General features: G+C 68.6%; 15 protein-coding genes. 6 read left to right on the top strand and 9 right to left on the bottom strand.

All coding sequences use genetic code 11. From position 1 onward, the window contains the following. The first annotated feature begins 218 nt into the window (after positions 1–218). Positions 219–1,406 carry a methionine adenosyltransferase gene (metK, locus tag ACV22Z_RS25370; protein WP_448079025.1) on the top strand — a complete coding sequence of 396 codons (1,188 nt, stop codon included), beginning with the start codon at positions 219–221 and terminating at the stop codon, positions 1,404–1,406. A gap of 101 nt (positions 1,407–1,507) precedes the next feature. Here metK and ACV22Z_RS25375 read toward each other — a convergent pair whose 3' ends face one another. After that, complete coding sequence (locus tag ACV22Z_RS25375; protein ID WP_448079026.1) at positions 1,508–1,849, bottom strand: hypothetical protein; 342 nt, start codon at positions 1,847–1,849, stop codon at positions 1,508–1,510. Between the two features lie 354 nt (positions 1,850–2,203). Here ACV22Z_RS25375 and ACV22Z_RS25380 point away from each other — a divergent pair, with 354 nt between their 5' ends. Beyond that, on the top strand, positions 2,204–2,974 hold the full coding sequence (locus tag ACV22Z_RS25380; protein ID WP_448079027.1) for a phytanoyl-CoA dioxygenase family protein: 771 nt from the start codon (positions 2,204–2,206) through the stop codon (positions 2,972–2,974). Positions 2,975–3,104: 130 nt separating this feature from the next. Here ACV22Z_RS25380 and ACV22Z_RS25385 read toward each other — a convergent pair whose 3' ends face one another. Continuing rightward, complete coding sequence (locus tag ACV22Z_RS25385; protein ID WP_448079028.1) at positions 3,105–3,311, bottom strand: DUF3185 family protein; 207 nt, start codon at positions 3,309–3,311, stop codon at positions 3,105–3,107. 170 nt (positions 3,312–3,481) lie between these two features. Here ACV22Z_RS25385 and mgrA point away from each other — a divergent pair, with 170 nt between their 5' ends. Beyond that, positions 3,482–4,525 carry an L-glyceraldehyde 3-phosphate reductase gene (gene mgrA / locus ACV22Z_RS25390; RefSeq protein WP_448079029.1) on the top strand — a complete coding sequence of 348 codons (1,044 nt, stop codon included), beginning with the start codon at positions 3,482–3,484 and terminating at the stop codon, positions 4,523–4,525. 100 nt (positions 4,526–4,625) lie between these two features. Here mgrA and ACV22Z_RS25395 read toward each other — a convergent pair whose 3' ends face one another. The 4 genes from ACV22Z_RS25395 to ACV22Z_RS25410 form a co-directional block, all read right to left on the bottom strand. Next, positions 4,626–4,811 carry a hypothetical protein gene (locus ACV22Z_RS25395; protein ID WP_448079030.1) on the bottom strand — a complete coding sequence of 62 codons (186 nt, stop codon included), beginning with the start codon at positions 4,809–4,811 and terminating at the stop codon, positions 4,626–4,628. Positions 4,812–5,301: 490 nt separating this feature from the next. Then, a complete protein-coding gene (locus tag ACV22Z_RS25400; protein ID WP_448079031.1) occupies positions 5,302–6,168 on the bottom strand; it encodes a DMT family transporter in 867 nt (288 codons plus the stop codon). 145 nt (positions 6,169–6,313) lie between these two features. Further along, entirely contained in the window at positions 6,314–6,550 is a 237-nt protein-coding gene (locus ACV22Z_RS25405) for a hypothetical protein (protein WP_448079032.1), read from the bottom strand. 38 nt (positions 6,551–6,588) lie between these two features. Further along, positions 6,589–7,863: an MFS transporter gene (locus ACV22Z_RS25410; protein WP_448079033.1), complete on the bottom strand. Its 1,275-nt coding sequence runs from the start codon at positions 7,861–7,863 to the stop codon at positions 6,589–6,591. Between the two features lie 330 nt (positions 7,864–8,193). On the opposite strand from ACV22Z_RS25410, the gene ACV22Z_RS25415 reads away from it, so the two are divergent. Further along, positions 8,194–8,406 (top strand): hypothetical protein, encoded by a 213-nt coding sequence (locus ACV22Z_RS25415; protein WP_004198969.1) that lies wholly within the window; start codon positions 8,194–8,196, stop codon positions 8,404–8,406. Positions 8,407–8,455: 49 nt separating this feature from the next. Beyond that, a complete protein-coding gene (locus ACV22Z_RS25420; protein WP_448079034.1) occupies positions 8,456–9,487 on the top strand; it encodes a serine/threonine protein kinase in 1,032 nt (343 codons plus the stop codon). Between the two features lie 87 nt (positions 9,488–9,574). On the opposite strand, the gene ACV22Z_RS25425 is transcribed toward ACV22Z_RS25420, so the two are convergent. Continuing rightward, the gene (locus ACV22Z_RS25425) at positions 9,575–10,993 is read right to left on the bottom strand and encodes a coniferyl aldehyde dehydrogenase (protein WP_448079035.1); all 1,419 of its coding nucleotides are present in this window, start codon (positions 10,991–10,993) and stop codon (positions 9,575–9,577) included. 800 nt (positions 10,994–11,793) lie between these two features. Here ACV22Z_RS25425 and ACV22Z_RS25430 point away from each other — a divergent pair. Next, on the top strand, positions 11,794–13,431 hold the full coding sequence (locus tag ACV22Z_RS25430) for a GMC family oxidoreductase (RefSeq protein ID WP_448079036.1): 1,638 nt from the start codon (positions 11,794–11,796) through the stop codon (positions 13,429–13,431). A 35-nt stretch (positions 13,432–13,466) separates the two neighbouring features. On the opposite strand, the gene ACV22Z_RS25435 is transcribed toward ACV22Z_RS25430, so the two are convergent. Both ACV22Z_RS25435 and fliJ read right to left on the bottom strand, forming a co-directional pair. Continuing rightward, positions 13,467–14,849 (bottom strand): flagellar hook-length control protein FliK, encoded by a 1,383-nt coding sequence (locus tag ACV22Z_RS25435; RefSeq protein WP_448079037.1) that lies wholly within the window; start codon positions 14,847–14,849, stop codon positions 13,467–13,469. Between the two features lie 64 nt (positions 14,850–14,913). Beyond that, entirely contained in the window at positions 14,914–15,372 is a 459-nt protein-coding gene (gene fliJ, locus ACV22Z_RS25440) for a flagellar export protein FliJ (RefSeq protein WP_448079038.1), read from the bottom strand. Positions 15,373–15,374 lie beyond the last annotated feature (2 nt).

Genomic DNA, 15,374 nt, shown 5'->3' on the forward strand with positions numbered 1-15,374 from the left:
GAAAGACAGCGGAAGATGCGGCACGGGCGGCGCTCTGTGACAATTCTGGAAAGCCGCTATAATACGGGCTTCGCCGAGTTAACTGACAACTTGCGGGGCGAAGCCGGCTGGCGCGAAGCGCGCTTCCCGGTACTGGTAATCCGCTAAAGCGTCGCCGCTTCAGGCTGATAGAAGCTGGCTACGTGATACCACCCGTAACCACAAAGGAGCCTGAACAAGTGGCAAACGATTATCTCTTCACGTCCGAATCCGTCTCCGAAGGCCATCCGGACAAGGTCGCGGACCAAATCTCGGACGCGATTCTCGACGCCATCCTCGAGCAGGACAAGTACTCCCGCGTTGCCGCCGAAACGCTGTGCAACACGGGTCTCGTCGTTCTGGCCGGTGAAATCACCACGACGGCCAACATCGATTACATCCAGATCGCGCGCGACACGATCAAGCGCATCGGCTACGACAACACCGACTACGGCATCGACTACAAGGGTTGCGCGGTGCTCGTCGCATACGACAAGCAGTCGCCGGACATCGCGCAGGGCGTCGATCGCGCGCACGACGACAACCTCGACCAGGGCGCGGGCGACCAGGGCCTGATGTTCGGTTACGCGTGCGACGAAACGCCGGAACTGATGCCGCTGCCGATCTACCTGTCGCACCGCCTCGTCGAGCGCCAGGCAAGCCTGCGCCGCGACGGCCGCCTGCCGTGGCTGCGCCCGGACGCGAAGTCGCAGGTGACGGTTCGCTACGTCGACGGCAAGCCCGATTCGATCGACACCGTCGTGCTGTCGACCCAGCACGCGCCGGACATCGAACTGGCCGCGCTGCGCGAGGCCGTGATCGAGGAAATCATCAAGCCGACGCTGCCGGCCGACCTGATCAAGGGCGACATCAAGTTCCTCGTGAACCCGACCGGCCGGTTCGTGATCGGCGGCCCACAGGGCGACTGCGGCCTGACGGGCCGCAAGATCATCGTCGACACCTACGGCGGTGCAGCACCGCACGGCGGCGGCGCGTTCTCGGGCAAGGATCCGTCGAAGGTCGACCGTTCGGCAGCGTACGCAGGCCGCTACGTCGCGAAGAACATCGTCGCCGCTGGCCTCGCGTCGCGCGCGCTGATCCAGGTGTCGTACGCGATCGGCGTCGCCGAGCCGACCTCGGTGATGGTTAACACGTTCGGCACGGGCCGCGTGTCGGACGCGACGATCACGCAACTCGTGCGCGAGCACTTCGACCTGCGTCCGAAGGGCATCATCAAGATGCTCGACCTGCTGCGCCCGATCTATGAGAAGACGGCTGCCTACGGCCACTTCGGCCGTGAAGAGCCGGAATTCTCGTGGGAAGCGACCGACAAGGCGCTCGCGCTGGCCGAAGCGGCCGGCGTGGAGCCGGCAGTGCGCGTCGCGTAAGCGTTCGCCGCTCGAAACAAAAAACCCCGGCATTGCCGGGGTTTTTTATTGCCGCAAATCGCGGAGCGGGCGCCGCGACGCGGGCTGGCCGCTGCGCGCGATCAGCGCGTGGCGAACGCGAACCAGCCGTTGCTGGCCGCCAGCCGCCGCGGGCGGTTGATCCGGCGCTGCGGGCCGTTCGCGCGGCGCAGCGCGAGCGCGCGCAGCGACGACGGCTTCTGCAGCAGCGAGCGCAGGCCGGCGCGGCGCGCGAACGCCTGCGTGCTCACCATCGAGAAGAACGCGTGGAACCACGCGCGGATGCCGTCGAGCCGGGCGTGCGGCTGCGTCTGCTCGGCGAGCGCCTGCGCACGCGCGCGGTGATGGCGCAGCGGGCGAAGGGGAGCGGGCGGCGCGACGCGCTTCGCAGCGCGGCTGAGACGGGAAGACAGACGGAATGGCATGTGAACGATGCTTCGCTTGAAATGATGGCGCCCTTGTCGAACGCACTGGTATGTAACGGCCTCGGATGACGCAACGCATGGTACTCAATGTCGCTGCGCGCCGCGCCCGCCAAAACTGACAGGCCGCGACAGGCTACAGGGCTTTCGTGACGGGCAAAAGTCGCGGATAACCCTTGTGCCGCAAGGCATCTGCTGCATACCGCCTGTCGCTGAGGCACGCGCGGCGCCGCACAGTTCCCTTGCGCTGGATCAAATCGCCGGCCCGCAATTCCCTGCGCACGACGTTGGTGCTTCGCGCGCCATCCGGCGCCGTTTTACAATCCAGACGTTCACAAAAAATACACCGAGCGTCCCATGTCTTCATTGCAGTCGGAATCGATTCGCGCGCAGGTTGCAGAACTGCGCGAACGCGGCTTCGTCGTCGCGCGCGGCCTTGTCGGCGCGGAGCAGTGCGCGGCGCTGAAGCGCATCGCCGAGCGTCAGTTGCAGGACGCGGCGCAGCCGATCGAATACGAGGCCGACCTGCGCTATCCGGGGGCGCCCGAGTCGAAGCATGCGCCTGGCGGCCATACGGTGCGGCGCCTGCTAGACGCGTATGCGCGCGATCCGGCGTTCGCCGAGCGCGCGATCGCGCCGGAAATCAGTGCGTGGATGCGCGAATATTTCGGCGAGCAGCCCGTGCTGTCGCGTGCGCATCACAACTGCATGATGACGAAGCATCCCGCGTACGGCAGCCTCACGGGCTGGCACCGCGATTTCCGCTACTGGGCGTTCGATCGGTCGGATATGGTGTCCGTGTGGCTCGCCTTGGGGCCGGAAACGAACGAGAACGGCGCGCTGTGGCTGGTACCGGGCTCGCATACCGCCGAATTCGGGCCGGAAACGTTCGACGACGCGAAGTTCTTCCGCAGCGACCTGCCGGAGAACCGGAAGATGATCGACGCGGCGACGTGCCCGCCGCTCAATACCGGCGACGTCGTGTTCTTCCACTGCAACACGCTGCACTCGGCGGGCCAGAACCGCTCGGATCAGGTGAAGTTCTCGCTCGTGTTCACGTATCACGGCGAAAGCAACCGGCCGATTCCGGGTACGCGTTCGGCGGCGAAGCCCGAGGTGCAGTTTTAGGGCCAGCGCAAGCCCGTTATTAGCGGGAACAGGCTCTACGATTGCCTGACAGATGAATCCGGAAACGGGCGGCACGGCCGCCCGTTCTGCTTGTTGCGCGGAGCGACGCGCGCCGCGCCGGATCGATGCGTCAGCGCTTGCCGCCCGGCATCGACAGGCCGATCAGGCCGACCAGCGACGCGACGACGCCACCCGCGATCAGCAGGATCGTCTTCGTGGCCGGCGAGCCGGTGAAGAAACGCGACACGTTGTCGTTGATCGAATGGAACGACTGCCCGCCGAAATACAGCAGCACGACGCCGCCGACGAGCAGCGCAACCGAGATGACCCGGGACATACCAACCTCGCTGAAACGGTGAATCGAGACGCCGCAGTGTAGGCGAGCGTCGCGGCCGCGTCCATCGCCGTGCGCGTGTGCGCCGCGTTCGCTACCATAACCGTCCTGCGCCTCCTTCGCCGCCGGTGCACCGGCCGGCGCGCTCCATCGACGTCCTGACGGGAATACTCATGTCCTACGAAGCAGCTTCCGAACGTTACGCCGGCATGCAATACCGCAGCTGCGGCAAATCCGGGCTCAAACTGCCCGCACTGTCGCTCGGCCTGTGGCACAACTTCGGCGATTCGACGCCGATCGCGACGCAGCGCGAGATCCTGCGCACCGCGTTCGATCTCGGCATCAACCATTTCGATCTCGCGAACAACTACGGGCCGCCGTACGGCAGCGCCGAAACCAACTTCGGCCGTCTGCTGAAAGAGGACTTCAAGCCGTATCGCGATGAGCTGCTGATCTCGACGAAAGCCGGCTGGGATATGTGGCCGGGGCCATACGGCAGCGGCGGCGGCTCGCGCAAGTACGTCCTCGCGAGCCTCGACCAGAGCCTGCGGCGGATGGGGCTCGACTACGTCGACATCTTCTATTCGCACCGCTTCGACGCGCATACGCCGCCCGAGGAAACGGCCGGCGCGCTCGCGTCCGCGGTGCAGCAGGGCAAGGCGCTGTACATCGGCATTTCGTCGTATTCGGCGGCGAAGACGCGTGAAATGGCCGCGCTGCTGGCCGAATACAAGGTGCCGCTGCTGATCCACCAGCCGTCGTACAACCTGCTGAACCGCTGGGTCGAATCCGAGCTGCTCGACACGCTCGACGATATCGGCACCGGCAGCATCGCGTTCACGCCGCTCGCGCAAGGGCTGCTGACGTCGAAGTACCTGAACGGCGTGCCGGCCGACGCACGCGTGAACAAGCCGGGTGGCGGCTCGCTGAAGGAGGGGCATCTGAGCGCGGAGAACCTCGAGCACGTGCGCAGGCTCGACGCGATTGCGCAACGGCGCGGGCAAAGCCTTGCGCAGATGGCGCTCGCGTGGGTGCTGCGCAACGGGCGCGTGACGTCCGCGCTGATCGGCGCAAGTCGCGCGGAACAGGTGCGCGAAAACGTCGGAGCGCTGAAGAACCTCGAATTCTCGGCAGAAGAACTCGCGGAGATCGATCGCTACGCGACGGAAGGCGGCATCAATCTTTGGGAACGGCCGTCCACCGATCAGGCGATCTGACCGGAGTGCGATGCGGCGTGCGACTGGATGCGCGAGGCCGCCGCATCGTGCCGAGCGACCGTCCCGCCGCTGCAGGGCAGCGGCGCTGCCGGGTGCGTCGCTAGATCAGCGCAGGCAGTCCTTCGACCAGCAGCACCGCGATGCCGACGCCGAGCATCGCGCCCAGCACGCGCAGCACGTTGTGGCGGAAATTGGTTGCACACGGCACGGCGCCGAGGAACAGCGCGCCGGCGAGCGCCATCGGAATCAGCAGGATGAAGTCACCGATCGTGAAATAGGTGGTCATGCGTGTCTCCCATGTCGATCCGAGTTGGCGGCTGGCGGTTGCCCGGATTCCGTGCCAGCGCGCACTCGTGTTGATCCGACCCGATTGAAGGAAGGGCGGTCAATTCGAGTATAGATAACGGCAACGCGCTTTTCGCTATCCGAACCATTAAAAAAGCAGCGGAAACGCAAGGAAATGCCGATTCCGGTTGCGTCGGCGACGAACGCCTTGTGCGTTGCTTTCTCGTTGCTTTCGACGGGGTGCGTGCCGAAACCCTTCCGCGGGCATCGCAGGCGTGCCGTCCGCCGTTGGCGACGGGCGGCCCGACCGGTCACGTGCGGTCATGCGCGGTCATGTGCGATCACGTGCGGCCACGTGCGGCCACGTGCGCTCACGCCCGGCCACGTGCGCCCACGTGCGGTCACGCCCGGCCACGTGCGGTCACGTGCGGTCACGTGCGGTCATGTGCGATCACGCCCGGCCACGCCCGATCACGCTCGATCACGCCCGGTCACGTGCGACCGGCAGGCGCGCGAAACACGAGCGCGAGCCCCGCGACGATCGCACCCATGCCGGCCAGCGCGAGCGGTTCGGGGCGATTGCCGAGCCAGACGGCATCCATCAGCGTAGTGACGACGGGCACGAGATAGAACAGGCTCGTCACGTTGACGAGATCGCCGCGCTGCATCAGCCGATAGAACAACAGCTGCGCGACGACCGAGATCACGATGCCGAGCCACAGCAGCGGCACCACGAACGCCCACGTCGTATCTAACGCGACCGGCCGGAACGGCACGATCGCCGCACACAGCGCGAGCCCGATCGCATTCTGCAGCGGCAGCACGTCGGCCGGCGCCGAGCGCACGCGCTTTTGCAGCAGCGCACCGGCCGTCAGCGCGACGAGTGCGGTGAGCGCGCACGCGATGCCCGCGACCGGCATCGCCGCGCCGCCGGTGCCGCGGCAGACGATCAGCGCGAGCCCGGCAAGCGCGAGCCCGAGCCCCGCGACGCGCGCGGGCTGCCAGCGCCGCTCGACGATCGCGAGCGTGAGGATCGGCTGCACCCCGAGGATCGTCGCGAGAATGCCCGGCGCGATCCCGCGTTCGAGCGCGAGCAGATAGAAGATCGAGTAGCCCCCCATCAGCAGCAGCCCGGTGACGGCCGCGATCTGCCGCTCGCCGCGCGCGGGCAGCCAGCGGCCGCGGGCGGCGGCCAGCGCCAGCAGCACGAGCGACGCGAGCGCGAAGCGCGCGGTGAGGAAGACGAATGCGGATGCATGCCGCAGACCGAGTTCGGCGAAGATCGCCCCGCTGCTCCAGAGCAGCACGAAGAGCGACGTTGCCCCATGCGCGGCGAGCGCGCGTTTGAACGAAACCATGTGAGTCCACCTGTCGAACGGATGAGAACGTTCCATGCGCGCGCGTGCCGCGCCGTGCGTGACGACGCACGAATGGCAGGCAGGCGAATGGAAGCGGAAGCCGGAGCCGGTAGTTGCCGGTAGTTAGTCGGCAATCAGCCGGCAGTCAGCCGGCGCGAGCCGCCGGAGGCGGCGGTGCGCCGACGAGCGGCGGTGCGACAGGGGGAGGCGGCGCCGCAGGATGCGCGCACGCCGCGAGCCGCGCGTCGAGCGGCGGCCGGGACATCGAAACGGTGTGCGTGAACAGAGGCATCGCGGCGGAATGCGGTTGAAGGCGAACGAGCGTCAAAGGTAACGCATGAACGTCGTGCGTGGCAACCGTCGTGCCGACGTCGAGCGCCATGCGTCTTGTGTCATGCAGCCTGTGTCACGCCGCTTGTGTCACGCATTACCCGCGCGTTCGCGCGCGCGCAGCCACAGCGTCGCGATCAGGCCGACGCCGAGCAGCGCGGCGACGAGCCCGGCGACGCCGGGCCAGCCGCTTGCACTCCAGAAGCGGCCGCCGAGCGATCCGACGACGCTGGAGCCGAGGTAGTACGACAGCAGGTACAGCGCTGCGGCCTGGCCCTTGCCTTGCGTCGCGAGGCGGCCGACCCAGCCGCTCGCGGTCGAGTGGCCGGCGAAGAAGCCGAACGTCACGCATGCGATGCCGAGCGCGATCGCGGCGACGGGATGCAGCAGCGTGAGTGCGACGCCCGCCAGCATGATGCAGACGCTCGCGATCAGCACGCGGCCGCGGCCGAGCGCATCGGCAGTGCGGCCGGACCACGGCGACGCGATAACGCCGACGAGATAGACGACGAAGATCGCGCCGATCGTCGCCTGGTTCATCGAATAGGGCGGCGCGAGCAGCCGGTAGCCGATGTAGTTGTACAGCGTGACGAAGCCGCCCATCAGGATGAAGGCGAGCGCGAACAGCACCGGCAGTTCGCGGCGGCCGGCGAGGTGCCGCGCGAGCGCCGCGCGGTGCTGCGCGAACCCGAGGCCGCGGCTTGGCGTGAAGTGGCGCGACGGCGGCAGCAGTGCGCGGAACGCGAGGGCCGACGCGAGCCCGAGCACGCCGATCGTGCCCACCGCGATGCGCCACGTGAACAGGTCGGCGAGCACGCCGGCGATCACGCGCCCGGCCATTCCGCCGATTGCGTTGCCGCCGACGTACAGGCCCATCGCGAGGCCGAGCCCGTCCGGATGCACTTCCTCGGCGAGATACGCCATGCCGACCGCGGGCACGCCGCCGAGCGCGAGCCCGGTAAGCGTGCGCAGCACGAGCATCTGGTGCCAGTGCGGCGCACACGCGGCGACGAGCGTGAGCAGCGATGCGAGCGTCAGCGACGCGGTCATCAGCCGGTGGCGGCTCAGGCCTTCGGATACGAAGCCCGCGACGAACACGGCGAGCGCGAGCGCGGCGGTCGCGAACGACAGCGCGAGGCTGCTCTGCGCGGGGCTCACACCGAATGCGTTCGAGAATTCGGGCAACAGCGGCTGCACGTAGTAGAGCAGCGAGAACGTTGCAAAGCCCGCGAACAGCAGCGCGAGGCTTGCGCGCCAGTAGCTGCGCGAGCCGCGTTCGAGATACGTGCCGGAAACGGGTGTGGGTGTGGGGGCGGGTGCGGGCGACGGCGATACGGGAGGCGTCGCGCCGGAACGAGCGGTCACGCGGAATCTCCAGACAACACGGCAAAGGACAAACGATACGCCGGTTGCGGGATTCGCGTGCGCCGGAGCCGGTGGGCCCGGTTCGGCGGACAGTCACATTCGACAGGGTATGATGGGGGTGTCGCCCGGGCAAGCGCGCGGGCGGCGCAGTGGTTGATTGGAGACATTCGACGAAATCGCGGCACTTTGCCCGCTTCTTCTTCTTTTCGCGCTTCGATAAACCGGGAACAATGAGATGACGCGCAGCCGCCACGCAAGCGGCGCGCGAATCGTGCATTTGCCGGCCGTGCAGTGTGGCCGGGTTTCAAGAATCAAGAGTGGGGAAACATCATGCATGTCGGGTCGATTGTCTGCACTACCCATATCGCAGTGCCGAAGGGCGCACGCGGCATCGTCCAGCGCATCCTGGGCGACATGGCGATGGTGACCTGGTACGCGGGCGTGCCGGGCGAGTCGAAGGAACTCAACACCGAGCCGTTCTTTCTCGAGGACCTGATCGACACCGGCGAATCCGTACTGCCGGCCGGCGCGGCGCTGCATTGAGCGGGCCCGCCGCACTGAACGCTCGTCTTTCGGCCCGGCTGGCGGCACAATGCGCGGCATGAACGAAGTCACCACCGCTCCCGCCTCCCCAGCCGGGCCGCCGTTTGCCGGCCTCACGCCCGAATGCGTGCTCGACGCGCTCGACAGCGTGCTGATGCCGGCCGGCCTGCGCACCGACGGGCGCCTGCTCGCCCTCAACAGCTACGAAAACCGCGTCTACCAGGCCGGCATCGAAGACGGCCCGCCGATCGTCGCGAAGTTCTATCGCCCCGCGCGCTGGTCGGACGACGCGATCCTCGAAGAACACGCGTTCGTCGCCGAACTCGCCGCGCGCGAGATTCCGGCGGTGCCGGCGCGCGCATTCGACGGCCGCACGCTGCACGCGTTCGACGGCTTCCGATTCTCGATTTTCGAGCGGCGCGGCGGACGCGCGCCCGAGCTCGACAACCGCGACACCCTCGAATGGCTCGGCCGCTTCATCGGCCGCATCCATGCGGTCGGCGCGACCGAGCCCTATGCGGCCCGGCCCGTGCTCGATATCCGCACGTTCGGCTACGAGCCGCGCGACTACCTGCTTGCGCACGATTTCATTCCGCACGACGTGCGGCCTGCGTATGAGGCGGCGGTCGCGCTCGCACTCGAAGGCGTCGAAGCCGCGTTCGAGCGCGCGGGCGAGATCCGCCTGTTGCGCACGCACGGCGACTGCCATCCGAGCAACGTGCTGTGGACCGAGGCGGGGCCGCACTTCGTCGATTTCGACGACAGCCGGATGGCGCCGGCGATCCAGGATCTGTGGCTGCTGCTGCCCGGCGATCGTGCCGGCGCATCGCGCGCGCTCGCGGACCTGCTCGCCGGCTACGAGGATTTCTGCGAATTCGAGCCGCGCGAGCTGCATCTGGTCGAAGCGTTGCGCACGCTGAGGCTGATCCACTACGCGGCGTGGCTCGCACGACGCTGGGACGATCCCGCGTTTCCGGCTGCGTTCCCGTGGTTCAACACGCATCGTTACTGGGAAGAGCGCGTGCTCGAGTTGCGCGAGCAGATCGGCGCGATGCAGGAAGGGCCGCTCTGGCCCGTATGACGGATGCGCGCCGGCACGTGACGGCGCGCGCCCGGTGCCGCGCGGCATCGGCAGACCTCCGCGATGCGGGCGCGCGGCCCGCCTCGCTCAGAACTTCAGCATCAGCTTGATCAGCGCGGCGAAGCGCTTGCCGTACGGCGGCGCGAGCAGGTTGCGCGCGTTGTAACGCGCCTGCGTGAGCACCGGCTTCATCTTCGAGAACGTCACGAAGCCGTCGTAGCCGTGATACGCGCCCATCCCGCTCGAACCGACGCCGCCGAACGGCAGGCTGCCGCACGCGATGTGCATCAGCGTCTCGTTGACCGACACGCCGCCCGACACCGTCTCGCGCATCACGCGGTCGACCGTGCCGCTGTCTTCGTCGAACAGGTACAGCGCGAGCGGGCGCGGCCGCGCATTCACGTAGGCGATCGCTTCGTCGAGCCGTTCGTACGGCACGAGCGGCAACAGCGGCCCGAAGATCTCTTCCTGCATCAGCTGCGTTCCGGCATTCACGTGCGTGAGCGCGCACGGCACGAAGCGGCGCGACGCGGGATCGGATGATGCGTCGGCAAGCGGATGCACCTGCGCGCCGGCCGCCTGCGCGTCGCTCGCGAGCTGCTGCAGCCGCGCGAAATGGCGATCGGACACGATCGTCGTGTAATCGGCGTTGCGCGCGAAATCCGGGTACATCTTCGCGAGCCGTGCCCGCGCGCGCTCGATGAATGCCGCCTCCATCCCGCGCGGCAGCAGTACGTAGTCGGGCGCGATGCAGGTCTGGCCGGCATTCAGCGTCTTGCCCGCGACGATCGCGTCGACAGCCGCGTCGAAGCGCGCGTTCGGCCCGACGATCGCCGGCGACTTGCCGCCGAGTTCGAGCGTGACGGGCGTGAGGTTGTCGGCGGCCGCGCGCATCACGTGCCGCCCGACTTGCGTCGAACCGGTGAACAACAGGTGGTCGAACGGCAGTGCGCTGAACGCGGCGCCGATTTCCGCGTCGCCGTTCACGACCGCCACGTGATCGCGTGGGAAGGTCTTCGCGATCAGCTGCTCGAACAGCGCGGACGTGCGCGGCGTCAGTTCGGACATCTTGACGATTGCGCGGTTGCCGGCCGCGAGCGCGCAGATCAGCGGGCCGGCCGCGAGCAGCACCGGGTAGTTCCACGGCACGACGATCCCGACCACGCCGAGCGGCTGCGGAATCACCTTCGCGCGCGCGGGGCGCAGCCACTTGTTCATCGGCTTGCGGATCGGCTTCATCCAGCGCTTGCCGTGCTTCAGCGCGTCGTCGATCTCTTCCTTCGCCATCCAGATTTCCGACAGCAGCACCTCCTGCTTCGCGCGATGGCCGAAGTCTGCGCTGATCGCGTCGGCGAGCGCGTCGGCGTGGTCGATCAGCATCGCGCGCAGCGCGCGCAGATGCTTCGCGCGCGTGTCCCAGTCCGGATACGGGGCGCGCAGGTACGCGGCGCGCTGGTCGTGCAGCAGCGACGTCAACGCAGTGAATTCGGGCAGGTCGTTCTTCATGGCGTCTTCTCCAGTTGAGCGTGGCGCATCGGCCAGCAAGCAGTCAGGCCGAGCGCCCGCTCGACGAGCGCGGCGTGGCGGATCGGGTGGGGCGGTGTAGCGCTGTTCGAAGCGGAATGCTGTACGGGGCAGGCCAGGGTGTCGGCCCGAGGTGTCGACCCGTGAGCGGCCGCTTCGTGGCGTCGGATTGCGGATCCGGTTGCGCGCCGATGGCGTTCGGGCGTCGCATCCGCGCGACGCTCCGCATCGGCGGAAGCCGCGCATGCTGCAGCACCCGACGCGCGTTCGCACTGCGTCGTATCGCGCAAAACGGCGTGGCGAAACGGCGCGGCAAGCGTCGCCGCGTGCACCGGCACGTTGCATCGTGGCACGACCGACGCCGCGGTTCCAGGCCGGTCGGACACCGCCGCCGGCGCGCGTTCCAAACGCGGGGACGACACCGGTGCCGTTCGAATACCGTGTACTGCGCGCATCGCTGCGCATGCACGCGCGACGGTCGCCGTTTGAAACGAAATGCGGGGCTGGGGCGGTGCGGCCGGAAGACCCGGTCGACATGGCGCCTGCAGAACATGTCGCTGCATCAGTGTCTCTCCCATTTCGCGACAGATCGGCTTCTGGCGGCCGGGTGCGTCGCGCCAAGCGAATCCACGCATCTTAAATTTAGTTCACGCGCGCGTTTAGAGGAATCGCTCTTGATTCGGCGCGCCGCGTGCGCGGCGGCGATTCCTACAATGCCCGAACTACAAGATCCGGGCCGCGTGGTCGCGCCGGGCGCCATTCATGACATGAAGGAGACATGCATGCAATACGACTACATCATCGTCGGCGCAGGGTCCGGCGGCGCGAGCCTCGCGGGGCGACTCGCCGACGCGTGTCCCGACGCGACGATCGCGCTGATCGAGGCGGGCTCGCACACGGAGCGCAACCTGCTCGTCAACATGCCGGTGGGCATTGCGGCGCTCGTGCCGTTCAAGCTCGGCACCAACTACGGCTACGAGACGGTGCCGCAGCCGGGCCTCGGCGGCCGCCGCGGCTACCAGCCGCGCGGGCGCGGGATGGGCGGCTCGAGCGCGATCAACGCGATGATCTACACGCGCGGCCATCCGCGCGACTACGACGAATGGGCCGAACTCGGCGCGACGGGCTGGGGCTGGCAGGACGTGCTGCCGTACTTCCGGCGCGCGGAAGGCAACCAGCGCGGCGCGGATGCATGGCACGGCGCGGACGGCCCGCTCACGGTATCCGATCTGCGCTTTCGCAATCCGTTCTCCGAACGATTCATCCAGGCCGCGCACGCGGCCGGCTATCCGCTGAACGACGACTTCAATGGTGCGTCGCAGGAAGGCGTCGGTTTCTACCAGGTCACGCATCGCGACGGCTCGCGCTGCAGCGTCGCGCGTGCCTACCTCTATGGCCGCAACCGGCCGAACCTGCACGTGATCACCGATGCGACGGTGCTGCGAGTCGGCTTCGACGGCAAGCGCGCGGTCGGCGTCGCGGTGTCGCGCAACGGGCGGGTCGAGACGCTCGGCGCGCGTGCCGAAGTGATCGTGTCGGCCGGCGCGTTCAACTCGCCGCAACTGCTGATGTGCTCGGGCATCGGCCCGGCCGATCAACTGCGCCGGCACGGCATCGCGGTCGTGCAGGATGCACCGGACGTCGGGGCGAACCTGATCGACCACATCGACTTCATCATCAACACGCGCGTGAATTCGTCGGAGCTGGTCGGTGTCTGCTTGCGCGGGATCGCGAAGATGACGCCCGCGCTCGTGCGTTACTTCTCGAGCCGCACGGGGATGATGACGAGCAACGTCGCGGAGGCGGGCGGCTTCATCAAGAGCGATCCGTCGCTCGACCGGCCGGATATGCAGCTGCATTTCTGCACGGCGCTCGTCGACGATCACAACCGCAAGATGCACTGGGGATTCGGCTATTCGCTGCACGTGTGCGCGCTGCGGCCGTTCAGCCGCGGCACGGTGACGCTCGCGAGCGGCGACACGCGCGACGCGCCGCTGATCGATCCGCGCTTCTTCAGCGACACGCGCGATCTCGACCTGCTCGTGCGCGGCGCGCACGCGATGCGCCGCATCCTGTCGCAGGCGCCGCTCGCGTCGCAAGGCGGGCGCGAGCTGTACACGCGGCCGGACCAGACGGAAGCCGAGCTGCGTGCAACGATCGTCGCGCATGCCGACACGATCTATCACCCGGTCGGCACCTGCCGGATGGGTACGGATGCGCGCGCGGTCGTCGATCCGCAACTGCGCGTGCGGGGTGTCGAAGGCTTGCGCGTCGTGGATGCGTCGGTGATGCCGACGCTGATCGGCGGCAACACGAATGCGCCGTCCGTGATGATCGGCGAGCGCGCGGCGGAGTTCATCGTCGCGGCGCGCAAGGCCGGTGCGCCGCATGGCCAGGCGGCCGCGCTGCACGGCCGCTGAGCGGCGCGCGCGCAGCGTGGATGCGGCGCCGATGCTCAGGCAAACGTATCGACGAGGCCGGCGCGGGTCACGGTCGCGCCGGCCGCAGCGGATGGCGCGGCGTCGAGCGGTGCGTCGCCGGCTGACGGTGCGGCGCTCCCTCGCCGCGGCGCTTGTCCGCCGGCGAAAGTCTGCTGCGGGTTCTGCTGCTGCGATGCGAAGCCGCCGTCGCTGACGGTCGCGCTGCCGAGGCCGAGACCGCCCGCTTCCATCGCGTCGCGCAGCTTCGGCAGCGCGGCTTCGACTGCGTCGCGCACCTGTGCGTGCTGCGACACGAACAGCGCATGCGCGTGATTGTCCGCGACCCGCAGCACGACCTGCAGCGGGCCGAGATCCGGCGGATTGAGCGTCAGCTCGGCGCTCTGCTGGTGCGCATTCGACAGGAACACGACCTTCTGGCTCAACGCGTCCGTCCAGTCCGCGGTGCCGACGTGCGGCGCGAGCACATTCGCGTTCGCAGCGGCGACGTTGGCGGCCGCCGGCGTCGCCTGCAGCGTGGGCTGGGCGGCGGCCGTCGCGGCGGCGAGCGCGGCGTGGGCCGGATCGACGGCATCCTGCGTGGCCGCGAGCGCGTGCGTCGCGCCGGATGCCAGATCGGATTTCGCGGCGGCTTCCCCCTGCAGCGACGGCGCGGCCGATGCCTGCGGCTGCGCCGGGTTTGCCGCGAGCGTGCCCTTCGCATCTGCGAGCGTCTTGTCGAAGGTCGGCACCTTCGGCGTCAGCGGCGCGGCGGTGGTGGTGGCGGTGGCGGTCGCAGTTTGCTGCGGTGTCGCGGCGCCGCTGGCCGGCAGCGCGACGGCGTTCGTGCCGCCGGTGAGTTTTTCGAGCGCCGCGTGCAATGCGTCGCGGGCCGATCCCGGCCCGGTCGTGCCGGCAGCCGACGCCAGGTTGCCCGCGTGCGTGAGCGCGTCGGCGGACGGCGCGTCCGTCGCGGTCGTCGTGGCGGTGGTGGCAATCGCGATCGCCGCGTTCGCCGCGTCCGTCGTCGCAGCCGTGCCGTCGGGGCGGGCCTGCAACTGCGCTTGCACGGCCGCTGCGGCGGCGAGCGCGGCCGCGTCCGGGTTGACCGCGGTGGTCTTGTCGTCGGACGAATCGGATGGCTTCGTGCTGTCGGCGGCTTTCGACATTGCTGCGGCGGCGACCGCGTGCCGCGACGGGCCAGCGAAGGACAGATCGGACGCATTCGCCGCGGCTGTCGTGGTCGAAGCGGCCGACGCGCGCTGCGTCGCGACGCTCTGCTCGAGCGTGCGCGCAAACGGCAGCGGTGCGGCGGCCGCGCCGCTCGACGCGGACGTATCGGTCGCGTCCGTCTTGCGGGCGCCCTTGAGCGCGGAAGCGGCGGTATCGATCAGCGAGCCGAGCAGGGACAGGGAGGGCATGGCGTTCTCTCGTGCGTATTCAGTGAGCGGCGCAGTGAGCGGCGCAGTGAGCGGCAGTGGGCATTCAAGTCGACTTGGCCGCGTCGGCCCGCATTCGCAGCACCTTCGCCGCGTGCTCGTCGGCGTCGCGCTGCTCGCGCTTCGCTTCGCGCCGCGCCTCCTGCGCGACGCCGCGCGCCTGCAGGATCTCGTATGACCCGACGGTGCGCTTCTGCTGCTGCCAGTGCGGGCGCGCCTCGTCGATGCGCGCGTCGGCGGCGGCCAGCACGCGGCGCTGCTGCGCGATCGCCGCGTCGAGGGTGTCGAGGAACGCCTGGAAATTCCGCCAGTTGCCAGCGGGCATCCCGTGCTGCGCCGATTGCGCGAAGCGCGCGTGATACTCGTCGCGGTAGCGCAGCAGCGCGTCGAGCTGGTCGGCGGCCGCGGTGCGGTCGCGCTGCGCGACGCCGAGCTGCCGGGTCGCGTCGTCGAGGTTTTCCTGCGCGCGGTCGAGCAGGATCTGCAGCGGAAAGCCTTGGGCCATCG

Source organism: Burkholderia sp. PU8-34 (genome assembly GCF_053427725.1).

Coding starts and splice junctions, on each gene's coding strand:
- ACV22Z_RS25395 (WP_448079030.1), bottom strand. CDS start 4,811: ATGACCACCTATTTCACGATCGGTGACTTCATCCTGCTGATTCCGATG.
- ACV22Z_RS25405 (WP_448079032.1), bottom strand. CDS start 6,550: ATGGCGCTCGACGTCGGCACGACGGTTGCCACGCACGACGTTCATGCG.
- mgrA (WP_448079029.1), top strand. CDS start 3,482: ATGTCCTACGAAGCAGCTTCCGAACGTTACGCCGGCATGCAATACCGC.
- ACV22Z_RS25425 (WP_448079035.1), bottom strand. CDS start 10,993: ATGAAGAACGACCTGCCCGAATTCACTGCGTTGACGTCGCTGCTGCAC.
- fliJ (WP_448079038.1), bottom strand. CDS start 15,372: ATGGCCCAAGGCTTTCCGCTGCAGATCCTGCTCGACCGCGCGCAGGAA.
- ACV22Z_RS25400 (WP_448079031.1), bottom strand. CDS start 6,168: ATGGTTTCGTTCAAACGCGCGCTCGCCGCGCATGGGGCAACGTCGCTC.
- ACV22Z_RS25435 (WP_448079037.1), bottom strand. CDS start 14,849: ATGCCCTCCCTGTCCCTGCTCGGCTCGCTGATCGATACCGCCGCTTCC.
- ACV22Z_RS25415 (WP_004198969.1), top strand. CDS start 8,194: ATGCATGTCGGGTCGATTGTCTGCACTACCCATATCGCAGTGCCGAAG.
- ACV22Z_RS25375 (WP_448079026.1), bottom strand. CDS start 1,849: ATGCCATTCCGTCTGTCTTCCCGTCTCAGCCGCGCTGCGAAGCGCGTC.
- ACV22Z_RS25380 (WP_448079027.1), top strand. CDS start 2,204: ATGTCTTCATTGCAGTCGGAATCGATTCGCGCGCAGGTTGCAGAACTG.
- ACV22Z_RS25420 (WP_448079034.1), top strand. CDS start 8,456: ATGCGCGGCATGAACGAAGTCACCACCGCTCCCGCCTCCCCAGCCGGG.
- ACV22Z_RS25385 (WP_448079028.1), bottom strand. CDS start 3,311: ATGTCCCGGGTCATCTCGGTTGCGCTGCTCGTCGGCGGCGTCGTGCTG.
- ACV22Z_RS25430 (WP_448079036.1), top strand. CDS start 11,794: ATGCAATACGACTACATCATCGTCGGCGCAGGGTCCGGCGGCGCGAGC.